This is a genomic window from Planctomycetia bacterium, assembly GCA_015200345.1.
In the GTDB taxonomy this organism is placed as follows: Bacteria; Planctomycetota; Phycisphaerae; order UBA1845; family UTPLA1; genus PLA3.
The window spans coordinates 2,884,863-2,909,034 of the sequence record CP054187.1; the positions used below are offsets into that span (position 1 = coordinate 2,884,863).

The following is a 24,172-nucleotide window of genomic DNA, read 5'->3' on the forward strand; positions in this document are numbered from 1 at the left end:
TCGATTGAACGTCCGGCGGTGCAGCATCACGACGATCGCTATCGTAGGCGAACGCGGCAATTAGTCCAGAAAGACCGACCGTCACGCGACCCAGTTGGACAGCATGCGCCCGACCAGTTCCATCGGAAGTCCGACGATGTTGGAGAAGCTCCCCTCGTAGCGCTCCACGAACTCGTCACCGTGATCCTGAATCCCGTAGGCCCCGGCCTTGCCGCGCCATTCGCCGGTCTCGATGTAGTCGTCGATCTGCCGGGACGTCAACGGCCTCATGTGAATGATGGAGACCTCGTGCTGAAGCAGCCGTCGACCCGACGCCGGCGCAAGCAGGGCCACGCCGGTGATGACCTGGTGCGACGTGCCGGCGAGGCGCGTGAGAATGGCGCGAGCGTCGTCGGCGTCGGACGGCTTGCCGATCAACGTGTTGTCGTAAAACGCCAGCGTATCGGCGGCGAGAATCGTTTGCTGAAAGTACTCCCCGGCCACGCTGCGCGCCTTGAAGTACGCAAGCGATTCGACGTGCATCATCGGGCTGACGTGCGGCAGCGGGTCGTCCGGTTCTTCGAAACGCGGCGCCACCACCTCAAACGCGTACCCCGCCTCGGCCAGCAACTGCCGCCGGCGCGGACTGGTGGAGGCGAGGATCAAACCTTGTCGTTGCGTCGATTGCATGGCGAGAACCACAGGTACGCTGAAAGGCAATCTGCGTAAATCGTACCCGATTCCGCCGATTCGTAAAGCGCGGAGGAGCGGGCGTTGACCGCCGCCGCCGCAACCGGCTACCTTCTCATACGCATGTCAAACAGCTCGCTCGAATCTCCATCATCGCCTCCCGCCATCCTTCCGATCGGTGCGCCTTCGCGCGATTCAAATAATTGGCCCTTTGCCGTCGTGGCCGGGCTGCTCCTGTTGCTGTATGCCGCAGGGCTGACGCGCGATCTGACGCGACCCTGGACCGGTCTGCACGATTGGAACGGCGCGCTCTTCTCCCAACTGGCGCGAAACTTCAATCGTTACCCGGCAACGATCCATCACGGCCTGCCGCTCGTGGCGGCGGGGGCGACGGTTCCCGAACCGGTTGATCGCTCGCTCTACGTGCGCCATCCGCCGGGGATCGTCTGGCTCGTCGCCGGCGCGTTTCGATTGGGCGGCGAAGCGGAGTGGGTCGCGCGGCTTGTTCCGATTCTCGCATCGCTGGTCTCGTGGGTGCTGCTGGTGCGCCGGATGCGCCGTCGACGAGGCGACCGAGCGGCGTTGCTCGCGGGAGTGCTGTATGCGCTCATGCCGATGAGTGTCTATTTCGGCCGCATGGTCAATCACGAGCCGATCTGCCTGATGTTCATGCTGCTCGCGCTGGAGGGCTGGGGCGGGATGACGGGAAGCGGCGCGAGCCGGCCCCGCCGCGGGTCGGTCGCGATCTGGCTCACGGCGCTGGCGGCGGCGATCTGGATCGACTGGCCTGGCGCCGTGTTTGCTGCGTTGTTCTGCCTCTACGCGCTCGCACAGCGGGCACGCGGCCGGATCGGCATCGCCCCGGTGGCGGCGGCGTGCGTCCTCTGCATGGCATCGCTGGGCGGGTTGCTTGGATACATCGTCTATGGCGCATTCGAGGGTCGCTGGTCGGACTTGTGGGCCGTTTACGCGGCACGTCGCGGCGCGCCGCCTCGACCGCTGGGTGAATTGCTGATCTGGAAGCATGTGGTCGACAACGCCACGTGGGCGATGCTGATCCTGGCGGCCGTCGGCGTCCTGATCGAGATGAGCGGGGCGCTGCGTCACCGCGCGCGGGATAACACACGCCGCGTACCGGGGGTGCCGTCGGGTGGCAGCGCAATGGGTGTGCTGACCCTGACCGGGCTGGTGTGGGTGATCGCTTTTCCGCGGCAGTTTGAAATCCATCCGTACTGGATGTTCTACCTCGGCCCGTGGCTGGCGGCGGAAGGCGGGTTCACTCTGGCCGCGGTTGATTCGCTGCTGCAACAGCACCGACCCCGCGCCGCGATCGGACTGATCGGCGCGCTGATCGCCGCAACGGCCGCTTTCTGCTTCGTCGGGCAGGATTATTATTTCTGTCGTCTTCCGCCGCGCGCTGACACGGCCCGGCTGAATGATCTGATCGACCTGTGCAGCACGCTGAAGCGCGAAACCAGCCCGGCTGATGCGATCCTGCTTTACCGCGATCCCTGGCGCGGCGAGCGACATGGCGACTACGACGCGCGGTACATGATCCCGCCGCAATTGATGTATTACCTCGATCGGCGCGTGGCGGTTGAAACACAGCCGTCGCTTGCGATTCAGTGGCGTGATCGTTGCACGACTTATGTCATCAGCCTCGACGATCTGGCCTCGGCGCCGGATCGCGACGCGGCCCGGGCCGCTCTGGCAGAATTGCCCGTTCGGCAGGTTGGCCCATACGTTGTGTTTGACCTGCGAAGAAAGGGGAAAACCGATTGAGGCATCGCGGGCCATTCTCGTCTGTAATTCATTGTCTGGAAAGCAGTTATGACTTCAAGGCCGACGGACTCCAGGGAGCCGGGCCGTCCAAGTCTGGATCGGAATTGCATTTGACGCAATTCGGTTGCTCCTTATACTGGTTGGTCTTACAAATGGGCTGGCGCGGGTCAAGGTCGGTTCGTCTGCCCGGGCGGCGTCGGTCCCCGGCGCGGCAGGACGCGCGTGCCATGCGGCTGCAAGGCATGGACAACGTGCTGCTGTAGCTCAGTCGGTAGAGCGCGTCCTTGGTAAGGACGAGGTCACGGGTTCAAGTCCCGTCAGCAGCTTATTGATAGAGGCTGCGGAGCGGGGCTGTCCCGCTGTCCGGCAGCCCGTTGAGCAGACGTCTGCGGCGTGTTGTGCAAGGCCGAGCGCGGTGGAAGCATCGCGAACGCGCATCGCATCAATGACTCCGAAGAGTAAGTTCGGCATGCAGTAAGAGGCCGGCCGACGGCCACCGGTTGTCCGGGGTGAAATCGGCAGGCATCTTCGAATTTGTTTTGAGGTTGGGACAGGTTCACATTGTAGAACACCAGAGGCAAAGCTGGCACGCGGAGGAATCGCAGGAATGGCCAAGGAAAAATTTGAACGAACAAAACCCCACGTCAACGTCGGCACCATCGGCCACGTCGACCACGGAAAGACCACGTTGACGGCTGCCATCACCGCCGCGCAGGCCGCGAAGGGTCTGGCGAAGTTCAAGGCGTACGACGAAGTCGCCAAGGCGTCGGAAAAGGACGGGCGCCGCGATCCGACGAAGATTCTGACCATCGCGACGAGCCACGTCGAATACGAGTCGGAAAAGCGTCACTACGCGCACGTTGACTGCCCCGGTCACGCCGATTACGTGAAGAACATGATCACCGGCGCCGCCCAGATGGACGGTGCGATTCTGGTGGTCAGCGCCGCCGACGGCCCGATGCCCCAGACGCGCGAGCACGTCCTGCTGGCCCGCCAAGTCAACGTGCCGGCGCTCGTCGTGTTCCTCAACAAAATCGACCTGCTCGACGATCCCGAACTGCTGGATCTCGTCGAGCTTGAAATCCGCGAGCTGCTCAACAAGTACGACTTCCCGGGCGACAAGACGCCGATCATTCGCGGTCAGGCCAACGCGGCTCTGAACAATCCGAAGGATCCGAAGGCGACCGAGTGCATCACCAAGCTGATGGAAGCGCTCGACACCTTCATCCCCGAGCCGGTCCGCGAGTCGGACAAGCCGTTCCTGATGCCCGTTGAAGACGTCTTCAGCATCAAGGGGCGTGGTACGGTCGGTACCGGTCGCATCGAACGCGGCGTCATCAAGGTCGGCGAAGAAGTTGAAATCATCGGCCTCGCCAAGGAGACGCGCAAGTGCGTTGTCACCGGCGTCGAAATGTTCAACAAGACGCTCGACGAAGGCCACCCCGGCGACAACGTCGGTCTGCTCCTTCGCGGCATTGAAAAGAACGAACTCGAGCGCGGCCAGGTCATGGCCAAACCCGGCTCGATCACCCCGCACACCAAGTTCGAGGCCGAGGTGTACGTGCTGACCAAGGAGGAAGGCGGTCGTCACACGCCGTTCTTCAACAATTACCGTCCGCAGCTTTACGTGCGCACGACCGACGTGACCGGCAGCCTGAAACTGCTGGGCGGCGCGGAAATGTGCATGCCCGGCGACAACGTGACCCTCGAGGTCGAGTTGATTTCGCCGATCGCCCTGGAAGAAGGCGTGCGGTTCGCCGTGCGCGAGGGTGGCCGCACGGTCGGTTCGGGTGTCGTCACGAAGATCATCGCCTAGGGAACGGGCGATTTCGCAGTATAACGCGGTCGCCGCGGCCGATCGGAACGGTCGCGGCGGCCGATACTACAATGTATGCCGGGGCCGGTCGTCGCGAGGATGAAACGCAGCGACGGATCCGGGCCGATGGACGGTGAGCGATGGCAAAGGCAAACAAACGGGAATACGTCTGGCTGGAATGCACCGAGTCGGGCGATCTGAACTATCGCACGCAGGTGAACGTGCAGCAGGGCATCCCGGAAAAGCTCAAGGGCGGTCTGAAGAAGTATTGCCCGCGTCTGCGAAAGCACACGCTCCACAAGCTCAAGAGGAAGTAGTAGCCAGTTGGCCGGCTGCCAGCGATCGCTGACAACCGACCACTGAAACAGGAGCGTAGCTCAATTGGTAGAGCACCGGTTTCCAAAACCGGCGGTTGGGGGTTCGAGTCCCTTCGCTCCTGGTTGGGTGCTCGCCGAGGCAGCGGTCGAGCGGTCGGTTTGATGACCGCCCGGCCCATCGATCAACGGGTGCTCCATGGCGCAAGACCGGCACGATCGCATAAAGAACGCCGGGCGGCGTGACGGCCTGCGGGGCGGAGCGGCGGTTGACGAAGAGGAGAATGACGTGTCCGACGTGGCAGTCGATCACCGAGACGACGAGCGATACGAGTCGCAGGTCTATTCCGCGCCGAGCGAGTCGGCCGGCGAGCGGGGCTTTTTCGATATCTACAAACCCGGCCAGGGATTTTACACGCGCGTCTGGAGCGGCATCGCCTTCGGCGCGCTGGCCTGCTGGTTTGCCTACTTTCTGTTCGAGAAGTTTTCCATCCTCGGAAACCATGCGACCGCACGATACATCCAGTTCGGCGTCGCCACCGCGGCCATCGTCGGCCTGGGCCTGCTGGGCTACTGGATGCTGGCGCTGAATCGCAGGATTTGCGATTTCATGATCGCCACCGAGAGCGAAATGAAGAAGGTCCACTGGACCAGCCGTCGCGAGATCATCGGCTCCACCAAGGTGGTGATCTTCGTGATGATCGCGCTGTCCATTCTGCTGTTCGTGGTGGACCTGCTGTTCCTGGCGGCCTTTTCGGCGGCCGGCGTTCTCAAGGGCGGCGGCGTCATGGAAGCTTTGAAAGGTCTGTTCTAATGCCTGAAGGCGACGAACACACGACCGATCCGATGCCGTCCGACCCGGTCTCGACGGACGCGGTGAGCGATTCGCCTGCAACCGAGACGGTCGCCGCCGTTGCGCCGAAGCCCGCCAAGCCGAGCGCTCCGCGCTCGATGCACTGGTACGTCCTGCGCGTCGCGTCCAACCGCGAGGACCAGGTCTGTGAGGCCCTGACGCGAAAGGTCAAAATCGAACATCTGGACGATCGCATCGGACGCATCCTGGTGCCGACGCAGCGCGAAAAGCGGATGCGCGGCCGCGTCGCCAAGGTATTCGACCGCAAGCTTTATCCCGGTTACGTCTTCGTCGAAATGGCGACGGAGGAAGACGGCAGCATCCCCGAGGACGTCTGGTTCATGGTGAAGGACACCATGAGCGTCGGCGATTTCATCGGGTCCGACGGCAAACCCACGCCGATGAAGCCCCACGACGTGGAGAAAATGCTCGCCGTCGTCGAGAAGTCGGCCGAACAGCCCACGCTTGCCGGCATGGCCGGCATGAAGAAGGGCGACGCGATCAAGGTCAAGGAAGGCCCGTTTGAGAACTTTGAAGGTGAAATCGACGAGGTCTTCCCCGATAAGGGCCAGGTGCGCGTGATCGTGACGATCTTCGGTCGCGCGACGCCGATCGACCTCGAATACTGGCAACTGGAAATGCTGGAGAAGTAAGAGTGTCCGCGGGCGATTCACGCGGTCCCAGCCGAATCACGACGAGAGGTAGCGCGCATCATGGCGAAGAAAAAGATTCCGACAGCGGTGTTCAAGGTGCAGGGTGCCGGTGGCCAGGCCACCCCCGCGCCGCCCATCGGTCCGGCCTGCGGTCAGTACGGCGTCAACCCCGGCCAGTTCGTGCAGCAGTTCAACGAGCGCAGCAAGCATCTGAACGGCATGCCGGTGACGGCGGTGGTCAGCGTTTATGCCGATCGCACATTTGATTTCATCCTCAAGAGTCCGCCGGCATCGGTGCTGCTCAAATCGGCGGCGCAAGTGGCCAAGGGCGCCGGCAACCCGCTGAAGGAAAAGGTCGGCAAAGTCACCCAGAAGCAGGTGGACGACATCTGCAAGACCAAGATGAACGACCTCAATTGCTGGACGCTCGAATCGGCCCGCAAGATCATCGCCGGCACCGCCCGCAACATGGGCATCGAGATCGAGGGCTGATCGCGGATTCGCAGCGCATCGAATTCCCGTATTCTCCGGAAGCCGGCGGACTGCCATCCGTCGGCTTCGTTCATTCTCGGCCACACCGACTTGTCGTTATCCTGCGTCACGCGGCGGCGAATCGACGATAAATCAATTGATGATCGTCCCCAACCCTGCTCCGACGATGACGCTCGCGCTCTGCCTGGCGCAGGCGCGGTTTCACCTGCTCGACTGGGGCGTCGTCGCGGTCTACCTCGTGTTCACCACGGTGCTTGGCGCGAAACTCGCCGGCAAGCAGGCGACGATTCGAGATTTTTTCCTCGGCGGGCGAAAGCTTCCGTGGTGGGCCGTCTGCGGCTCGACCGTCGCCACGGAGATTTCAACTGCGACGTTTGTCGTTGTCCCCGCCATCGCCTTCGCCGCCGGTGGCAACCTCACCTACCTTCAGCTCGCCATCGGCAGCATCCTTGCGCGATTCGTCGTCGGCTGGTACTTCGTGCCGCGATTTTACGAGCAGGAAATCTACAGCCCGTATGACTACATCGGCCGCCGCCTCGGACCGCGCGTCAAGACCGTCACGACGGTGCTGTTCTTAATCGGCGCCGTGCTTGGACAGGGCGGGCGGCTCTTCACCGCGGCCTTCATGGTCAGCATCGTCGCCGATATCGATCTGGTTTCCGCCATCTGGCTGATGGGCGCGTTCAGCGTCCTCTGGGCGATGCTTGGCGGCATCACCATGGTCATCTGGACCGATGTGATCCAGTTCACCATTCTTCTGCTCGGCGCAGTCGTCGCGCTGGGGTTCGCGCTTCATGTCGTGCCCGGCGGCCCGGGCGAGGCGATTCGACTCGGCCGTGAGGCCGGCAAGTTTCAGTTTTTCGATTTCAGCACCGATCTGTCCGTGCGCTACACGTTCTGGTGCGGCTTGCTGGCGACGACGTTCTCGAACCTCGCGGCGTTTGGCACCGATCAGGTCATGGCGCAGCGGATGTTCTGCTGTCGGGATGCGCGCGACGCCCGCCGCTCGATCGTCTGGAGCAGCGTCAGCATCGGGGTCGCCCTGCTCATGATGCTGCTGGGCATCGCGTTGTACGCCTATTTCCAGCATGCGCCGTTTACGCCCGAGGAAGCAGCCCGGTACGCCGCGCATCAGGAGTATCTGCTCCCGATCTTCATCGTTCGCGCTCTGCCCGTCGGTGTGCGCGGCTTGATAGTCGCGGCTGTGCTCGCGGCGGCGGTTTCCACGCTCGAATCGGCCCTGGCCGCGCTGTCGCAGACGACCGCCGGGCCGCTGATGCGACGCGTGTCGAAATGGCGCGGCTCGGCCGATCCCGGACCGCGCTTTCAGGGCGAATTGGGCCTTTCCAAGGCGCTTGTCTTCGCATGGGGCGTCGTACTCTGCGGCATGGCGACCGCCTGCATCGGCATCGCGCGGAACTATCAGAACGCCATCGACCTCGTGCTGGCCTTTGCGGGCTATACGGCCGGTCCGCTGCTGGGGATCTTCCTGCTGGCGTTTTTGAAGCATCCGCGCGACGACCGCGGGCTGCCCTGGGCCGTGGCGGTGGCCGTTCTCGCGGTTTTCGCCGTGTCGGTTCGTGAACAATGGGGGGTGCACGTGGTGCACGCTGTCGTGGCGGTTGTTGCCGGGCTTGCGCTGTTGCGCACCGGATTTGGATGGCAACACCGACTGCTGATCGTTCTGGCCATCACCGCCGCCGGAGCGTTGCACTGGGTGGATGGAAATCGATTCCCGCAGCTGATGTCGTCGGGTGTGGCCTTTCCGTGGACGTACCCACTGGGCACGATCATCACCTTCGGGCTGGGATTCGCGCTGGGCCGGCCGAGGGACGCGCCGACGGAGAGCCAATGACCGGCGATCAGCGGACAACGCGGAACCAAAAGAAAAAGCCCCCGGCAAACGGTGCCGAGGGCTTCGTTGCAATCATTCGTGTGTTCGGCCTGCGATCACCGGTCACCGGCCGCTGACGACAGCTTACGGATTTTCGAATTCCTCGGCATTGATATCGCCGGCAAGCGTCTTCGGCGTTTCCAGCGAGGCGGCGTCCGTCGCCGTTCGGCGCGACGAAGTCGTGCCGGCGTTGGCCTGCATGCCGGGGACCATCTCCTTGCTGCTCACGAGGAAAATCTCCACGCGTCGATTTTCCTCCGCGCCGCCGCGTGGCGGGTTCGGAACGCGCGGGCGGTGCTCGCCGTAGCCCATGACCCCCATGCGATGGTAGTCGACGCCGAAGCTCTTCAGGGCAAACATCACCGCGATCGCGCGATGGCTCGAGAGGTGCCAGTTCGTCGGATGGCTCTTTGCCGTGATCGGACCGATCGGCAGGTTGTCGGTGTGGCCGACGACGATGACCTCAAACTGGCTGGCCGCCGACGAATTCACGATGTTGGCGAAGGCCTGCATCGCCTGCTTGACCGAATCCTTGACATGATCGCTGCCCTTGTCGAACGTCAGATCGCTCTTCCAGCGAACGGCGCCGCGCTGCGCGTCATACTCGATGGCATCGGGATACTGCGCCGCGAGGTCTTTCAACGCCTTGTCCAGTTCCGGCGGCAGTTTCACTTCCACCACTTCGATCCCGCCGACGCCTTTCTTCAGCACGTCGTCCATCTGCGCCTGAAGCTTGCGGGCGAACTCGTCCAGCCGCTTGTTCTCGGCCAGCAGCGTCTCGTTCATCGCCGACTTGGTGTCAAGCTCGCGTCGCAGGGCATCGCGCTCGGCCTCCAGTGAAAGCACGCGGTTGCGCTCGTCGGCCAGATCACGCTCGGCCGCATCGGCACGCTCGGCCGCCTTGCGCCGCGCGAACTCCGTCCGCAGGAACTCGTCGCGCGAGACACATCCGACCGACGTGAGCGCGAGACCGCCGAACACGGCGAGCATGGTGAGTCGTTGATACTTGTTCACGGTGAATCCTCCCTGATAGTCAGGCTACGACGAAACAGCGAATCCGCGTCGCACGTCGCCAGCATGTCGCCACAACGGCCCGTGCACGGTCCGCCCCGCATCCGTGCCGTCGCGGCGTATTATGCCGAACCGCCCGTCCGTCGGCAACGGGGCACCCGGATGAATTGAGCAGCTTTCGGAAGGGCTAAGGTTCGATGTTTCCGAAGCGCACGGGGTATCGACCGGCCTGTGATTTGTTGACAGGCCCGAACGACCGAGCGGTGTGACCTAACCGCGAATCGCCCATTTTGCGAGGTCCGTCAGCTTCGGCGGTTTGCCCTGCATGAGCAGTCCGACGCGGAAGATGCGCCCCGCCGCCCACACGCAAAGCAAGGTCGTAAGCAGCGTGCCGATGACGCCGACCATCGGTTGCCAGATCGGCACGCCGGGCGGCACCGCCTGACGCACCATCATGACCATCGGGGTGGCGAATGGGATCAGGGACAGGACCGTCGAGAACTGGCTGCTGGGAAAACGCAGGACCGTCCCCAGCGCCATCAGAGGCAGCACCATCACCAGCATGATCGGCATGACGAGGTTCTGCGCCTCGCGCAGGTCGTTGCAACAGGCCCCGACCGCCAGGAACAGCGATCCGAACATGAGGATCGCCAGCGACAGGTACACAACGAACCAGCCGAGCATCGCAATCGGTACGAGATCCAGCGCGTCAAAGTGCCGAGCGACAAAATAGATGCCGATCGAATAGACGCCGATCAGCGTCAACGCCATGCCGACGAACCCGATCAGCTTCCCGAGCATCAGATCGAACGGCCGCACGCTGCCGAGCAGCACCTCGGAGATGCGCTGCATCTTCTCCTCGATCGCGCCATGCAGCAGCGGCTGCGTCGCCATCATCACGGCCACCCACATCAGCATGACGAGGCCGAACGGCACCATGAACGTTTGCAGTTGGTTTACCTGCTTGGCGGACTCGACCTTTCCGCCCTCGCCGCGCGTCACGAGGCCGAGGCTTTCGATCGACGGCGGCGTCATGGCGCGCTCGACGAGCTTCTGATCGATCCCCGCCTGCGCCAGGCGCACCTCGCGCACCCGATCGCTCACGACCCGCCGCAGCCAGCGCTGAATGTCTTCATAGGTCGGCGAATTCGAATAATACATGATGCCCGGGTCCGCGCCGCCCTCGGGATTCAGGATGTCCGCGCCGATCTCAATGATCGCGAACAGCTCCTTGTTGCGTACGCGATCCGACAGCTCCAGCCGTTGCGCCTCCCGATCCTTCGCCGGCGCCACCTGCTGCAACGCAATTTTCGAGCGAACCTGCTTGCGTGGCGCTGCGCTGCCGGACGTCTCCTGTCCGGCCGAGGTGTTACGATCCATGCGCGAGCGGTACACCTCCTGCGCGTTGTACTGCTCCGCCGCAGTCGCCAGCGTTTCAAACAGCTTGCCCGATCGATCCACCACCGCGACCTGCTTCGTGTCGGTATCGACGCGATCCTCCATCAGAAGCTGCACGCCGATGCCGCCGAACATGAACACCGGCATCAGCAAGATCGCCACGACGAACGATTTGCTGCGCACGCTGACGCGGTACTCCCGGCCGGCCACGACCCACACCTTGCCGCTCATGGGGCGACCTCCTCCGGCGACGGCCGCGCGATCCGAACGAAGATATCGTGCAAACTCGGCCGGGCGATCTCGAAATGCTCGACGCGCCCGTGATCGACCAGCGCCCGCAACACCGCCTGCGGATCGGCGCCACTGCGCACGCGCAACTCCTGGAATTGCCCGAAATCGTTGACGCGCTCCACGCCCGGCAACCGATCGAACGCCACGCCGTTCCCGCCCAATCGCACCCGCAGCGTGTCGGCACCGTACTGGCTCTTGATCTGCTCCAGCGTGCCGTCCAGCACTTTCTGACCTTTGAAGATCATGAACACGAAATCGCACATCCGCTCGGCCACGTCCATGTCGTGCGTCGAGAACAGCACCGTCGCACCGGCCCGCTTCAGGTCCAGCACCGCATCCTTCAGCACGTCCATGTTCACCGGGTCCAGCCCGCTGAACGGTTCGTCAAGAATGACCAGCTCCGGTTTGTGCAGCACCGTCGCGATGAACTGCACCTTCTGCGCCATGCCTTTGGAGAGCGCCTCGACTTTCTTGTTCTCGACGCCGGGAAGCTCCAGCCGTTTGAGCCAGGTTGCGATCTCCCCGCGCATGCCCCGCGCGCCCTTCAACGCCGCGTAAAACTCCAGCACGTCGATCACCTTCATCTTGCGATACAGCCCGCGCTCCTCGGGCAGGTACCCGATCCGATCGCAGGCCGCCGCGCCGGCCGTCGCGTCTTCGCCCAGAACCCGAATCGTGCCGCGATCGGGGTGGAAGATGCGCATGATCATGCGCAGGGTCGTCGTCTTGCCCGAGCCGTTCGGCCCGATGAAGCCGTAGACCGACCCGGCGGGCACGTGCAGCGTGAGATCGTTCACCGCCGTGAACGCGCCGAAGGTCTTGGTGACGCCGTTGATGGCCACGGCGTCGGTGCGGGAAGCTGACATGCGTGTCTCCGGCTTGTGAGACGGGGTTCGACCGGCCGCATTGACTCGGACGTCTTCCGATGCGTCGAAGCGTGCTCGGAGAATACCGGCGATACCGCAGGGACTCCACCCCGAAGGCATCGGCGATTCTCATCAGGCCTCAATGGCTCTCGTCATGAGTCAGGAGAACGCAACTCCCGCCGCGCGCTCACGCAACGAGAACAGAACAAATGAAAAGGGCTGGGGGAACGGGGTTCCACCAGCCCTTTGGTGCAGGCAATCGTTTCAATCGCCAGTCGCTACGGGAGAATGAAGTCAATAAACGGCTGGACGTCCAGACCGTTGACGTCGTTGTCGGCATTGCGATCGTACATGCATTGCAGGGCCGGATCCTGGTTCGTGCCGAGCAGGACGGCGACGAACAGCGCGACATCCGTATATTGCGCGTCGCACTCATCGGGGACGGCGTTCGTGTTGCAGTCCAGACTCGTGGCGTTCAGGATGTCGGTCAGATCGTTGACGGTGTTGTTGTTGCAGTCGCCCTGTACCGGCTCGTAGGCCTGGAGGAAGAAGGCGTAGTCGTCGTTGTCAACGTCGCCGTCCTGGTCGATGTCGTGCACGCTGCACGGGTCGTCGGGCGTGTAGGTCGGCGTCGGGCCGGTGAAACACGCGACGAAATCGGCGAAGTCGGCCTCGTCGATGAGGTTGTTGCCGTCGGCGTCGAACTCGGCCCGTCCCAGCGAATCAAGGAAGGCAATGACCTTGTCCTTGTCGGCCTGGCTCAACGCCGCGAAGGCCGCGCCGGCGGGCTGGGCCTCGCTGAACGGCACGTTGTGCCAGCCGATGGCGGCGGTGACGCGGCTGGCGAACGTGCCGCCGGTGACGCGGGCGTCGTGAATCAGCGGATCGCGCATGCGCAGGCCCCAGAGCGGCGTCGTGCGCAGCTCGCGCACGCCGGCCATGCCCTGCTCGATGCCGTCGCCGAGGGTGCCCATGTCATGCAGCAAAAAGTCTGAATACGCACGAACCGGTTTGTTGCGGATCGCGTCTTCCAGACCGGGGTCGTTCGATGTCATGAACTGCGGGATGTGGCAATCGGCGCAGCCGATCGCGTTGAAGATCGACTCGCCGGTCATGCCCGACCTGGGCGTCTGCGGCGGGGGGGCGAGGAACCGCTGGAAGTTCGTCACGTGGTCGATGAAGTGCAACCCGTCGATATCCGGTCCGTCCTCGGGATCGGCCACGGTGTCGCACTCGCCGAGCGTCGGCGGATCGTCGCCGTTCGGGTCGTTCTCCGTGACGATGAAGCGATTAGTCAGCCCCATCTCGTTCAACGCCGCATCGGCGGAAAACGTCAGCACGGTCGCCACCTGGCACTTCCACCCGAAGCGACCGACGCGCAGCGGACTCATCGGCGGGTCTTCAAATGCTTCCACCATGTGCGCCTTGCCGCTGATCCCGGGGCCGACCGATTCGTTTGCCAGGATGTCGGCATCGGGAATGGCTTCGACCAAGCCGAAACCGAGCGTCGAGTTGGTAAGACGATGCGTAGTGACGTTGGCCTCGGGCGGCACCTGTTCAAGGCAGGTGCCGTTGATCCCCTGGGCCTGAAGCAACGAGCCGCCCTTCTCAACGAGCGGATCGAAGATTTCGTTCTTGTCGTCGAAGAAACCGAACCGCGTCACGACCATCGCGCCGCTGCCGCCGATCGGCGTGCTGTGGCAGGCGCCGCAACTGGTCTCATTAAACACCGGGCCAAGCCCCTGGCCGATCGTCAAGGCCGTATTGAACTTGGTGCGACCCGCAAGGAAACGATTGAGCTGGGCCGGGGTCAGGCCGCTTAACGGCGCGCCCATCTTGGGCTGGAGGTCGACGGCCTCGGCACGGTCCACTCCCGGATCGGGCAAAATCACCGTGATCAGCACCCACAGGCCCAAAGATCGACCAACCAATCGCTTCTTTCCGTTCATCACAATGCACTCCTAAATGTTGGCCGCCGATGGCAGGGCAGACCCAAGGGCGGCTCGCACCAACGCGCAAGCCTTCCCTGCGACCGGCCACTTGGAACGCGCAGCCATTTACGGCGATCCCCCGACTAATTAGCCAACCCGATCACCACTCGTCCGGCGGAGCGCCTAACTGGCGCAGTCCTGACCGTTGAGGATCTCGTTAACAAAGAGCGGGATATCGTTCATATCCAGCCCGTTGTTGTTGATGTCCGCGCACGAGCAGACGCCCGGGTTGCCGAGGAGGCAATTCACGAAACCGGCGATGTCCAAACCGTTGCGCTGGCCGTCGCCGTTGGTGTTGCCGGGGCAATTGCAACCCGCTTCACACACCGTACTGGTGACTTCAAACGCGTCGATCGCACCTTCGCAGGTCGTGTTCGTGCCGGTGTCCGCGACGGAGAACCGCACGCGAACATTGGCGGAGAGCGCCTGGTTCTGGAAGTAATCACTCACGCGGAACGAGGCAAGCGTCCAGGCCGATGCGCTGGTCGTGATCGTCTCGACGGTCGTCCAATTGACGCCGTTGTCATTGCTGACGGCGACTACCATGCTGTCGCCGGTGCTGCCGAAAAACCACCGGGCATAGCGAATGACCGCGTCGGAACCCGACAGGTCGATCGGAGGCGAGATCAGGTGCGTCGGCCCTCCGTCGACGTCCGCCGCGCCCACCGCGCCGCCGGGGACACCTTGACCGGTGACCCAGCACATCACGTTGGGCGGACCCTCGTAGTCGTCTTCGGGCTGTGCCTGGTTGACGCCGCTGATGGTTCCAACTGGATCAACGCGCACCCACGCGCCACCCGTCAGGGATGGATCATTCTGCACGGTCCAGCCGGCATCGCTCACTTCGAAGCTTTCGAGTGAAACCGCCTCACCCGTCGCGACGGTCGCGCGATAGGTTGCCGCGGGCGCAGTGGACGGGCTGTAGAAGGTTCCCCCGCCAACCAACTGGCCGCGGATGTAATAGCGGATGAAATCACCGCACTCGGCCGCCGGCAGGGAGGCCGTGTAGCGATCGCCGCTGACGTGCGTCATCGGAGTCGAGCTGAACGCTCCGCCGTTGATGCTGTAGAAAAGAGTGACGCTGCCGGGCTGCAACGCGCCGTTGACCGGGACCACGTCGACTTCCAGCAGGCGGGCCGTCGCCGGCTCCACCGCCTGGGGCGCGCCGCCGATGAACGTGTAATTGATCGAGACCGGCGGAATGTTGATCCAGACTTCCATCGTATTGCAGCGGCCCAGGACGATGTCGTTGTAGCCGTCGCCGTTGATGTCGAAGATCGCCGAGTGATACGTGCCGACGAGATTGCCGGTCGGGATGACCGACGGGCTATCCTCGCGAAGCGTCACGTTCGGCGCATTGCCAAGATTGCGGTAAATGTGCGCCCGCCGTATGCAGCCGAAGCCGTCCACGTCCACGTCGGAGATGAACACATCCTTCCAGCCGTCATTGTTCAGGTCGACGATGATCGACTGGCTGCCGAAGCCGTCGTCCCCGCCCGCCTGGAACGAGAACGAAAACGTGTTGAAGTTCGGCGCGCCGTTCGCGTCGTTGCCCGTGTTCAACAGGTACCGGTCGGCGTTGTCGTCGGTCGTGACGAGATCGAGCCGGTTGTCGTTGTTCAGATCGCCGGCGCTGACGAAATACGGCGCCTGCGAATTGACGATCTTGTAATTGTTGAAGAAGCCGACGTTGCTCGGATCGTTCATCACGACGGCCACGTGCTGCGGCGGCGTCAGGGCTGTCTGCTTGACCACGTCGTTGATGCCGTCGCCGTTGATATCGCAGATGATGCTGGCCGCGCCGAACGTCGAGTACAGATAGTTGCGAACGCCCACGCCGGGGTAGTTGAACGAGCTGCCCATGCGCATGGTGCTCTGGTCAACAAACACACCGGGATTGCCCGCTCCGAGATTGACCAGCAGTTTGTTGTCAAAGTCGTTGTTGGGGTTTTCGCTCGGACCGGTCTGGCCGCTGTCGTAATCGCCAAAGTAAATATCCGGGTAACCGTCGCCCGTTACATCACCGACCGCCACCGAGCAGAATCGCGGATTCGCCACGACGTTGTTGACGCTCAACATCTGCGGAATGCGGAAATCCTCATGGCGGAAACCCTGCCAGACGCCGCCGATCTCGCCGAGGTTGCGGTAGATCCGCGGGTGGCCGATCACCTTCGACAACCCGTCGCTCACGGTCGTCGCCGTGACGATGTCCAGCCAGCCATCGAGGTCCAGATCGACCAGCAGCACGTCGCGATCATTCGTCTCCGTCAGGAATCCCTGATCGCCCGGAACGTCCGATGCCGTGGCGTAGGTGGCGGTCTGATCCGTCAACACGCCGTTGACGTTCATGAACAGGACATTCGTCTTGCCGCCCGGGGTTGAAAACGGATTCTTGCGAACGCAAACCAGATCCACATCGCCGTCCTGGTCCACGTCGCCCCAGGCGTAGTCCTTCTCTTCCGGATCGGCCGTACTGACCGCCGGCGCCGCGTTGATACGGACCCCGGATTGGTTCTGGAACGTCACCCATTGCCCATGTGCCGACCCCCCGGCACAGAAAAGTCCGACCATCAGGCAATACGACAGGTTTCGGGGATTCAAGGCTATGCCCTCGCTGTGAAGGTAGAAGTCCACTCTGCCCGCCGTTGCGGCAGGACGGCTCACTCCAGTCTCCCTAGCATAACCGAACGCGATATAAGACTCAATCAGTTAATGGCTTAGGAGCCGCAGTAGCGAGCTGTTCCAATGATGTCCAACGTCCGAATTTCGTTCATCCACAACCAATTGTCACGTATGAAGTTGCTATTACGCACACATGCAGGCCAATTGCATATTATGCAATTGCACAAAAAGTCGTGCTAGACGTTGATTGAACTCTCCGGCTCGTGAGCCGGTGCCGTCGGTTTTCTGAATTGCGGTCAATGAATGCACGGGGACTTGACCGGTCCTCGCAAGGACTCGAGGCGGCGCTAGCGCGCCGGCAAGGGTGTTTCGCCTTGCCGAATCATGTAGCGACCTGATTTCAAGTTCTCGTAGCGGCTCTTGGAACCGGTCGTGCCGGGGGGGCGCGCGTCGGGCCACGAAATCGTCAATTCATCAATCTGCTCCGTTTCGCCCAGTCCGATGTGCACCCAAAGACTGGACTGCGATAGCCGACCGCTCCCCGCCTCAACCGTTCGCACGAGCTGGCGCCCACCCACCACGGCCGAGACCCGCGCGCCGATGGCATCACGATTGCACCGCTCGCCGATCAATCGAAGTGAAACAAACCTGCACGCGCCGCTTCGCTCGTTCCTCACGAGTCTCGCGCCCGTCTCGCTCCCGTTGTTTACCCAAATGTCTAAATCATAGTCTCGGTCCCAGTCGACGGCCGCCACCGCACCGCCCGGCGGGCAGTTTCCTTCCACCAGCATGGACGCGTCGCAGAACTGACCGCTTCCGAGATTCAGGAACACCGTCGGCTGCTCCCTGCCGGCCCAGCCGATGCCCCCATGCAACCAGCGTTTCAAGTCCACCCAGGCGCGTGGGCCTTCCGCGGTTCGTGCAGGATCGCCCAACACAGGAGCAACGCGTCGCCAGAAGGAATTTGACACATCCTCGTCGCGCGTGCCGGAAACAAGTCCGTTCGTCACGATCAGGTCTTCCAGGCCGTCTCCGTTTACGTCGATCGGCGTCGCCCCGCTTGTCCAGCCGCCAATGCGCACGCCCGATTCGTCCGCGCGATTCAGGAACGTGCCGTTTCCCTGATTGAGGTACAACGCATTGCCCTGCGGAAGCCGCTGCATGGCGACGCGCGAAGCGGGATCGCAACCTTCCATGAAACGAGGCTGAAAAACGATTCGGCTGCCCTCCGGACTGAACACGTTGCCCTCGAACAAATCCAGATCGCCGTCGCCGTCGAAGTCCGCCCAGCAGGCGGCGCGGCCGATGGCGGCGAAGTCCAATCCACTCTTCGCGGTCACGTCGACGAAGCGCCCGCCGTCGTTGCGAAACAACCGCCCACTTGCGAATTCCGACGCGACAAAAAGGTCCGCGTCGCCGTCGCCATCGTAGTCCGCCCACGCCGCGGCCGTTGAAAAGCGATGTCTGCCCGCGTCGAGACCGACCGCCGCGGTGACATCGGAGAAGCCGCGCGGACCATCGTTGCGAAGCAACACGTCTGCCGGACCGTTGGAAGCGTCGAACAACGGTTGGGGCGCCGGGCCTTCGCCCAACCAGTCGATACTGCGACACGCGTACACATCCAGATCGCCGTCAAGATCGAAATCCGCCGCCGCCAGCGAACCGAACCGCCCCGGGCCGGCCCCCAGGTGTGCGTGGCGAAGCGTGAACCGTCCACGCCCGTCGTTCTCATAAAATACAATTGTCGCTCCTGTCGCGGCGACGAGGTCCGCATCGCCGTCGTTGTCCCAGTCGATCAGCAGCACCCCGCCCGCGTCGTCGGTCCAGTCCACGCCCGACTCGCGCGCCGAATCGCGCACGCTCCCATCGGCCTGTTGCAGCAGCAGTCGATTCGCCTGCCCCGCTCCCGTCGCCACGAAGACATCCTCAAGCCCGTCGCCGTTCACATCGCCGATGGCGATCCCGTGACCCCGCAGCCGCGGACTGCGAGACCTGGGCTGCGCGCCGGACGCTCCAACCGGATCTTTGCTCGATTCGAACTGCGGCGAGAAAGTCAGCATCGCGCGATCGGCACGAAGCTCGTCGTACTCCATGACCAGGATTGAGACGATCCGCGGCGCAGCCGTGCGCGGCAACCGGTCACCCGCTTCTGTAACCTGTTTCCCGTTCCCCGTTTCCCGCTCCCTGTTTTCTGCTTCCGCCTCCCACACCCACGACACGGCCCAGCGAGCGTTCTGCTGCACGCGCGATGATCCAGCGCCGCTCCCCACGCGCACGATTACGTCCGTCGCGAAGTCCGTCGGCGAATTGGAAATGATGCCGGCCACTCGAAAATCAAATCGCAGGAAGGGGTTCCCGTCTGAATCCCGCGCATCGTGACCTTGCCTTTGTGCCTTCGCGCGGGTGGTGGCTTCGTTCTGATTGACCTCACGAACGTTTCCGTCGCCCGCCTGATGCGGGGCAAGAAACGCCTCGAACGCCGCGCCCGGCGGCGTGCGGCCGATCGACTCCGGCCGACCGCGAAACCGTTCCACGCGAACGCCCCGCAGAGCCGTCGTGATCCGTGGCTCGGGCCGCAACGGCGGAAGCAGACATCGGTCGAAAAACTCTCCCTCGGCGTCCGGCGAGATCGTTCCCGTGGCGGCCAACACGTCGCCCAGCCGGCGAAGCTGCGCCACCGCGGCCTCGGCCTGCACTTCGCTGATCCAGCCATCGGCAAGGGCGCTTGGCAGATCGGAGCCTTTTTCCGCGAGCCGCTCTGCGCGTTCAACGGATTCGACGGCTGAAGCCATGGATTCGCCGCCGGCGTTCGCATGGACCGTTCCCTCGGCGTGCCGCACCGATTGCAACGGCTGGCAGGCGATACCGGGCACGACGAATACAAGCCCGATGTGCGGGAGAAAGACCTTCAGGCTGGTTGCGTTCCATCGGCGCATAAAAAGACCCGCCCGACGCGCGATTCACACGCGCCGAGCGGATCATCGTATCCGAACTCCTTGTTCTGTTCCCTCCTCTTACGGACCCGTCACGATCCCCTCCACCATTCCCTTCACATCCAGCCCGTTCGCGGACCCGTCGCAGTTCACGTCCGCCGTCAGCGCGTGATACGGCTCGTGTGGCATTCCCAGCAGGGCCGCCACAAACGGCTCGATGTCTTCCATGTCCGCGAAACCGTCGCCGTTCACATCGCCGCGCTGCTCGTTCTCACACGGTACCACGGTGCGAATCCGCTGGCGGCCCGCCGCGTCGTACACCCCGTCGCCGTCGCTGTCGAACTCCAGCGCCAGCTCGATGGGCGCGAACGTTTCGTGGGCCAGGATCGTGACATTCACCGGCAACTTGATCGGCACGCCGATCGGCAGCGCGATCACCCGATGAATCGGCTCGCCCGGCGGCAATCCATCGAGGCTCACCGCTTCCAGGTCCGCCACCTCCCCGCCGGACCCATCCGGGATGACCGCTCGAATCGTGAACTCCAGCAGGCCGCTTGGATCGGTCTCATTCAGCAGATTGAGTGTGTACTCCCGTTCCGTCCCCACGCGCTGGGTTGCCGTCGTCGGATTCTGCCACCAGTCACCGCACCATCGTGATGTCGCGCTCACCGTGTTCGTGCAGCCGAACGTCGCCCCCGTCGCGTTGTTCGTGACCGAGAGCTGATAGCACCCCGTCAGGTACGGCGGCGGATTCGGCAACCCCGTCGGCCGCGGCAGGTTCACGCACACATTCACGCACTGCCCCGCCGGAATCATGGCCGTCACACCGGCTGGCGGCGAGAAGTTCATCGCTCCGATGTTGCTGCACCCTGCGCCGCCGATCGGCCCGGAGAGATTCCACGTGTAGCTCTGCGGCGAGCCGGTGTAGTTGCAGATCTGGAAGCACACCTGCTTGCTGACATCGCCCCGGCAATACAGCACCGAGTTGGTGTAGCAGACTTCGCGGCACTTGCCGAGTTGCCCGGCCGTGAACAGGTCCACGATCTCGTTGTTGCCGAGCGACCGCCGGAAGAACTCAAACTCGTCCAGCACGCCGTTGAGGAAAAGATTGCCCGCCAGGATCGGCAGCCGCTGGCCGAACACCAGCGCCGACGTGTTGTTCACGCTGCCGATGATCGCGTTGTCGTTGAAGCTTTGCGCGACGCCATCCACAAACAACCGAATCACGTTCGCGCTGCCCGTGCCGCCGGACCCGTTGCGATACACCACCGCTGCCACGTGGTGGCACTGTCCGTCGTTGATCAACGGCAGACCCGTCGCGATGAAGTTCCCGAACACGCCCGAGGCCAGCTGAAACGCCAGTCGACCGTTGAAACTGAACAGCGCGTAGCCATAGACGTTGCCGCCGCCATCCGTCGTGCGCTTATCGACAAACGGCTCCAGACCCGCGCCCGTCGTGCGAATCCAGCCTTCGATCGTGAAGTTGCCAAGCCCGAAGTTGATGTCCGCCGTCCCCGGCACATTCGGCACCGTCACCACGCCGTTGATGCCGTTGAACGCCAGCGCTCCGCTGCTCGAACAACTCGCCGACCCGGCCGGCGTGACCCCGCCCGACGGCGTTCCGTGGTTCATGATGCCCGCGATGTCATCAATCGGCGGCAGCACCGGGTTGTCATCCATCGGCCACCAGTCCGCCATGTTCGCCGGCGGATGCTTGCAGTCGCATGAGCAGCGATACCGCACCTTGCCGTATTCGGCAGGCGGAATCGGTGGATCGTAATACCGCACGAGATTGCACAAGCCGCTGTTGCTGCAACCGCCCGAGCACCGCACCGCGCCGTTCACCAGTACCGGATGGCAGGGCGGATCGACCGGCGGATAGCAATCGCAATCCGACACCTGAAAATGACCTGATCCCGCCGGATACTCGGTGATCTCGATGGGCGTGCAGACTTCGCCGTTGGGGCAATGGCCCGCGCAGGTCGGGATGCACGTCCCCGGTTGATCCGGATTGCAGTAAGAGGTCAAATTGCAGGCTGGCGGCGGCGTCTGGCAATCACACCAGTACCGCACCGAGCCATCGGAATTCTGCGACGTCTGAATCTCGCAAGTCTGCCCCGCGACCGGGCACGCGAACACGCACATCGGACCGGCCGGTCCCATCTCGACGTGGCAGAACTCCGGCCCGCATTCGCACCGCGTGATGCGATACACGCCATCGGCCCCGAGTGTGATCTCCTTCGGCTGACACAGCGTGCCGCTGTCCGGGCACCCATTGACGCACGTCATGCCCGCTGGATCGGGCTGGCATACCGGCGGGTTCACCGCAACCGGGCAGGGAATCTCCACGTCGCCGAGCTGGAGCTTATCACCCGTGGTGGTGTCCTGATCGAGATCGATCATGATCGACTGGTTGGTGAGCGGGCTGCCACCGTTGGCCTTCTCGCCGAGGATGCCGTAGACGTACAAGTCCACCCCCGGATCGGGCGGCAGCTTGATCGCGTCTGCCGTACACCAGACCTGTACTCGGTTGTTTACGGTGTTCGGCGTGTCGTAGTCATAGTCCGTTCCGCCTGCCGAACTGTCCTGAAGACTATTGATGACCGAGCCGGTGATGAACGTATTGCCCGACGGCGACCATCCGCCGCCTCCGGCCGGATTGGGCGGCGTGTAGCAGAATTGCAGCAGGCGGCTATGATGCGCTCCGGTGTAAAAGTCGCCGGCCCAGCTTTGCATGGAACGCTCCGCTGCGAGCATGCAACAGGATGCCGAGGGTGCATTCGGCGCCGTGAAGCTGATGTCGCTCACCGGGCTGCTCCACGGATCAGGCTGGGTCTGGTAAACGGGCAGGATCAGCTCCAACTGTTCGGTGCCCGCGATCGGCCGGCCGATGTTCGGTCCCGAGGCCGCCAGCCCCACCGACCAGATTTCATTGTCATACGTTGCACTGGGACTTCCAATGTCTTCGCGCCAGACAGAATAATACAATCGTCGCGTATAGTTCGGGCCGCCGCCGGCCGGGTCCGCGTGCGTCTGAACGGCCCAGACCCGCTGGCCGCGCTGCGTCACCGGGTGCGGGCCGATCGGCACCGCGCCGTTCGGATCGGGCGGCGGCGAACCGGGCAGCACGATGCCCGTCGCGTGGTTCCAGGTCGACAGCACCGTCGCCGCGGGGCTGATCTGATAAATACGTCCGTCTTCAAAATTGGACACGTAGAACGATTGCAGCCCGCAATCGTAGGTCAGATTGCCCAATCCGGGCCAGCATTCGGTACCGGTGCAGCCCGTATACATCGCGTTCGGCAGCGTGATCCAGTGCGCCGCCACGCCCGTGTTCGTGTCGATTTTATAGATCGCGCCCGCTGCGCCGCCGGGAACCGTCCCAATCGCATCGGTCCCCGGGCCGATCGTCGAATAAATCGCCGTGTGCGCGAGATACAGGTTGCCCAAGTCATCCAGCGTCACGCCGAAAACCGTGCCCAGGTCCGATTTGAGCCACTTCTGCGCCGCCGACGGTGAATAGAAATTCGTGTACCAGTTGTCGGCGAGCGTCGCGCCGGATTGACCGGAGATGTTCATGATGTTGACGACCGGCAGCACGGTATTCGTGAAGTAGTCATATCCCTCGTGCGTCGCGAGCGCCACGGAACCGGGAAACGTCGCCGCTGGAAGGAAGTTCGGCTTCTTCCCGCAGCAATCGTCGCACGCCGGCGGCGGGCAGGCGGATCCCGCGCATTGAATCGTGAACGTCCCCGCCGCGGGCGCCGTGCCCGGCTTCGTCCCGATCCGAATCAGATACTGCTGCCCGCATACGACCTCGCAATCCAGATACGTCTGCACGCCGCACGGCGGCGCGTTCGGCGGAAACGGCGGCGGCGCAATCGAATCATCGACGCAGCAAAGCGGCGGCGCGCTGGGCGGCAGCCCCGGGCAAGTACAGCCATTTGTATAAAATGCAATCTTCGTGTCGGCCGTCGTCTGACCGCACGTGTGAATCTGGATCAACCCCGTGCACGGCGCCGTCCAGCAGAACCACACGTCGTGCTCGAACGCGAGCTGGCCAGGCTGCCCGCACCACGCATCCTGCCCCTCGGCGCTGGTCGTCGCCGTCGTCAGGTCGAAGTTAAACACCCCCGTGCCCGAAATCGACGTCGGCGACGTGCACTGATCGCCCGCCTGCACCGGCGAGACCATCAACAGGAACACGCTCAACGCTCCCACCAGTCGGCAAACACGTTGCGACGTTGGTGCCCGGTCATCGTTCCGATCAATCGTCATGGCAATATCCTCATGTTGACTTGGGGAGTTGCATTTCAAACTCGGGATTGCCGCTGTCTGGACAGCTTCGGGACGCCGCGGCGCACCGCAGTCCATCCTCACAATCCCTCATCTCCATTCCGTCGAAACACCCTCGAATCTCTCACTTGGAGATTCGAAATCTCAATGTGCTTGAGAGTTGAGATTTGAAATAGCCGCTAATCCTTGACATCGTTGCCGAACGAACAATCCGCGACCGTGCTGTAACTATATGGATATCAATGGGTTATGTCTTTAGCAGGCCGAAACGAGCTTCGTTAAAAAAAGGCC

15 protein-coding genes and 2 tRNA genes are annotated in these 24,172 nt (G+C 63.2%); 9 read left to right on the forward strand and 8 right to left on the reverse strand.

Annotated features, from left to right (window positions below):
- Positions 1-81: 81 nt before the first annotated feature.
- Entirely contained in the window at positions 82-669 is a 588-nt protein-coding gene (gene maf, locus HRU71_11810) for a septum formation protein Maf (protein QOJ04126.1), read from the reverse strand.
- Positions 670-753: 84 nt separating this feature from the next.
- On the opposite strand from maf, the gene HRU71_11815 reads away from it, so the two are divergent.
- The 9 genes from HRU71_11815 to HRU71_11855 all read left to right on the forward strand — a co-directional run bounded on the left by HRU71_11815 (position 754) and on the right by HRU71_11855 (position 8,434).
- Entirely contained in the window at positions 754-2,451 is a 1,698-nt protein-coding gene (locus HRU71_11815; GenBank protein QOJ04127.1) for a glycosyltransferase family 39 protein, read from the forward strand.
- Between the two features lie 253 nt (positions 2,452-2,704).
- Positions 2,705-2,777 (forward strand) — tRNA-Thr (locus HRU71_11820).
- Positions 2,778-3,058: 281 nt separating this feature from the next.
- The gene (tuf, locus tag HRU71_11825; protein QOJ04128.1) at positions 3,059-4,267 is read left to right on the forward strand and encodes an elongation factor Tu; all 1,209 of its coding nucleotides are present in this window, start codon (positions 3,059-3,061) and stop codon (positions 4,265-4,267) included.
- 140 nt (positions 4,268-4,407) lie between these two features.
- Positions 4,408-4,584 carry a 50S ribosomal protein L33 gene (gene rpmG / locus HRU71_11830; GenBank protein QOJ04129.1) on the forward strand — a complete coding sequence of 59 codons (177 nt, stop codon included), beginning with the start codon at positions 4,408-4,410 and terminating at the stop codon, positions 4,582-4,584.
- 49 nt (positions 4,585-4,633) lie between these two features.
- A tRNA-Trp gene (locus HRU71_11835) sits at positions 4,634-4,706 on the forward strand.
- Positions 4,707-5,191: 485 nt separating this feature from the next.
- Positions 5,192-5,395, forward strand: a complete 204-nt coding sequence (gene secE, locus HRU71_11840; protein QOJ05004.1) for a preprotein translocase subunit SecE — start codon at positions 5,192-5,194, stop codon at positions 5,393-5,395.
- Positions 5,395-6,087 carry a transcription termination/antitermination factor NusG gene (gene nusG / locus HRU71_11845; GenBank protein QOJ04130.1) on the forward strand — a complete coding sequence of 231 codons (693 nt, stop codon included), beginning with the start codon at positions 5,395-5,397 and terminating at the stop codon, positions 6,085-6,087. The genes secE and nusG overlap by 1 nt, the downstream gene beginning before the upstream one ends.
- Before the next feature lie 60 nt (positions 6,088-6,147).
- Positions 6,148-6,579, forward strand: coding sequence for a 50S ribosomal protein L11 (gene rplK / locus HRU71_11850; GenBank protein QOJ04131.1), 432 nt, complete (start codon positions 6,148-6,150; stop codon positions 6,577-6,579).
- 139 nt (positions 6,580-6,718) lie between these two features.
- Positions 6,719-8,434, forward strand: a complete 1,716-nt coding sequence (locus HRU71_11855; protein QOJ04132.1) for a sodium/solute symporter — start codon at positions 6,719-6,721, stop codon at positions 8,432-8,434.
- A 123-nt stretch (positions 8,435-8,557) separates the two neighbouring features.
- Here the strand turns inward: HRU71_11855 and HRU71_11860 are convergent, their stop codons facing one another.
- The 7 genes from HRU71_11860 to HRU71_11890 form a co-directional block, all read right to left on the reverse strand.
- Positions 8,558-9,487 (reverse strand): OmpA family protein, encoded by a 930-nt coding sequence (locus HRU71_11860; protein ID QOJ04133.1) that lies wholly within the window; start codon positions 9,485-9,487, stop codon positions 8,558-8,560.
- Positions 9,488-9,754: 267 nt separating this feature from the next.
- Positions 9,755-11,113, reverse strand: coding sequence for an ABC transporter permease (locus tag HRU71_11865; GenBank protein QOJ04134.1), 1,359 nt, complete (start codon positions 11,111-11,113; stop codon positions 9,755-9,757).
- Positions 11,110-12,039 (reverse strand): ATP-binding cassette domain-containing protein, encoded by a 930-nt coding sequence (locus HRU71_11870; GenBank protein QOJ04135.1) that lies wholly within the window; start codon positions 12,037-12,039, stop codon positions 11,110-11,112. The genes HRU71_11865 and HRU71_11870 overlap by 4 nt, the downstream gene beginning before the upstream one ends.
- A gap of 278 nt (positions 12,040-12,317) precedes the next feature.
- Positions 12,318-13,988, reverse strand: coding sequence for a hypothetical protein (locus HRU71_11875; protein QOJ04136.1), 1,671 nt, complete (start codon positions 13,986-13,988; stop codon positions 12,318-12,320).
- Positions 13,989-14,153: 165 nt separating this feature from the next.
- The gene (locus tag HRU71_11880) at positions 14,154-16,631 is read right to left on the reverse strand and encodes a VCBS repeat-containing protein (protein ID QOJ04137.1); all 2,478 of its coding nucleotides are present in this window, start codon (positions 16,629-16,631) and stop codon (positions 14,154-14,156) included.
- Positions 16,632-16,999: 368 nt separating this feature from the next.
- Positions 17,000-19,588, reverse strand: a complete 2,589-nt coding sequence (locus HRU71_11885; protein ID QOJ04138.1) for a CRTAC1 family protein — start codon at positions 19,586-19,588, stop codon at positions 17,000-17,002.
- Between the two features lie 78 nt (positions 19,589-19,666).
- Complete coding sequence (locus tag HRU71_11890) at positions 19,667-23,863, reverse strand: hypothetical protein (GenBank protein QOJ04139.1); 4,197 nt, start codon at positions 23,861-23,863, stop codon at positions 19,667-19,669.
- Positions 23,864-24,172: the final 309 nt, after the last annotated feature.

What these genes read in the sequence shown, in the direction of transcription:
- HRU71_11890 (QOJ04139.1), bottom strand. Translation starts at nt 23,863, where the DNA reads ATGACGATTGATCGGAACGATGACCGGGCACCAACGTCGCAACGTGTT.
- HRU71_11870 (QOJ04135.1), bottom strand. Translation starts at nt 12,039, where the DNA reads ATGTCAGCTTCCCGCACCGACGCCGTGGCCATCAACGGCGTCACCAAG.
- rpmG (QOJ04129.1), top strand. Translation starts at nt 4,408, where the DNA reads ATGGCAAAGGCAAACAAACGGGAATACGTCTGGCTGGAATGCACCGAG.
- nusG (QOJ04130.1), top strand. Translation starts at nt 5,395, where the DNA reads ATGCCTGAAGGCGACGAACACACGACCGATCCGATGCCGTCCGACCCG.
- secE (QOJ05004.1), top strand. Translation starts at nt 5,192, where the DNA reads ATGATCGCCACCGAGAGCGAAATGAAGAAGGTCCACTGGACCAGCCGT.
- HRU71_11875 (QOJ04136.1), bottom strand. Translation starts at nt 13,988, where the DNA reads ATGAACGGAAAGAAGCGATTGGTTGGTCGATCTTTGGGCCTGTGGGTG.
- HRU71_11885 (QOJ04138.1), bottom strand. Translation starts at nt 19,588, where the DNA reads ATGCGCCGATGGAACGCAACCAGCCTGAAGGTCTTTCTCCCGCACATC.
- tuf (QOJ04128.1), top strand. Translation starts at nt 3,059, where the DNA reads ATGGCCAAGGAAAAATTTGAACGAACAAAACCCCACGTCAACGTCGGC.
- HRU71_11855 (QOJ04132.1), top strand. Translation starts at nt 6,719, where the DNA reads ATGATCGTCCCCAACCCTGCTCCGACGATGACGCTCGCGCTCTGCCTG.
- rplK (QOJ04131.1), top strand. Translation starts at nt 6,148, where the DNA reads ATGGCGAAGAAAAAGATTCCGACAGCGGTGTTCAAGGTGCAGGGTGCC.
- maf (QOJ04126.1), bottom strand. Translation starts at nt 669, where the DNA reads ATGCAATCGACGCAACGACAAGGTTTGATCCTCGCCTCCACCAGTCCG.
- HRU71_11865 (QOJ04134.1), bottom strand. Translation starts at nt 11,113, where the DNA reads ATGAGCGGCAAGGTGTGGGTCGTGGCCGGCCGGGAGTACCGCGTCAGC.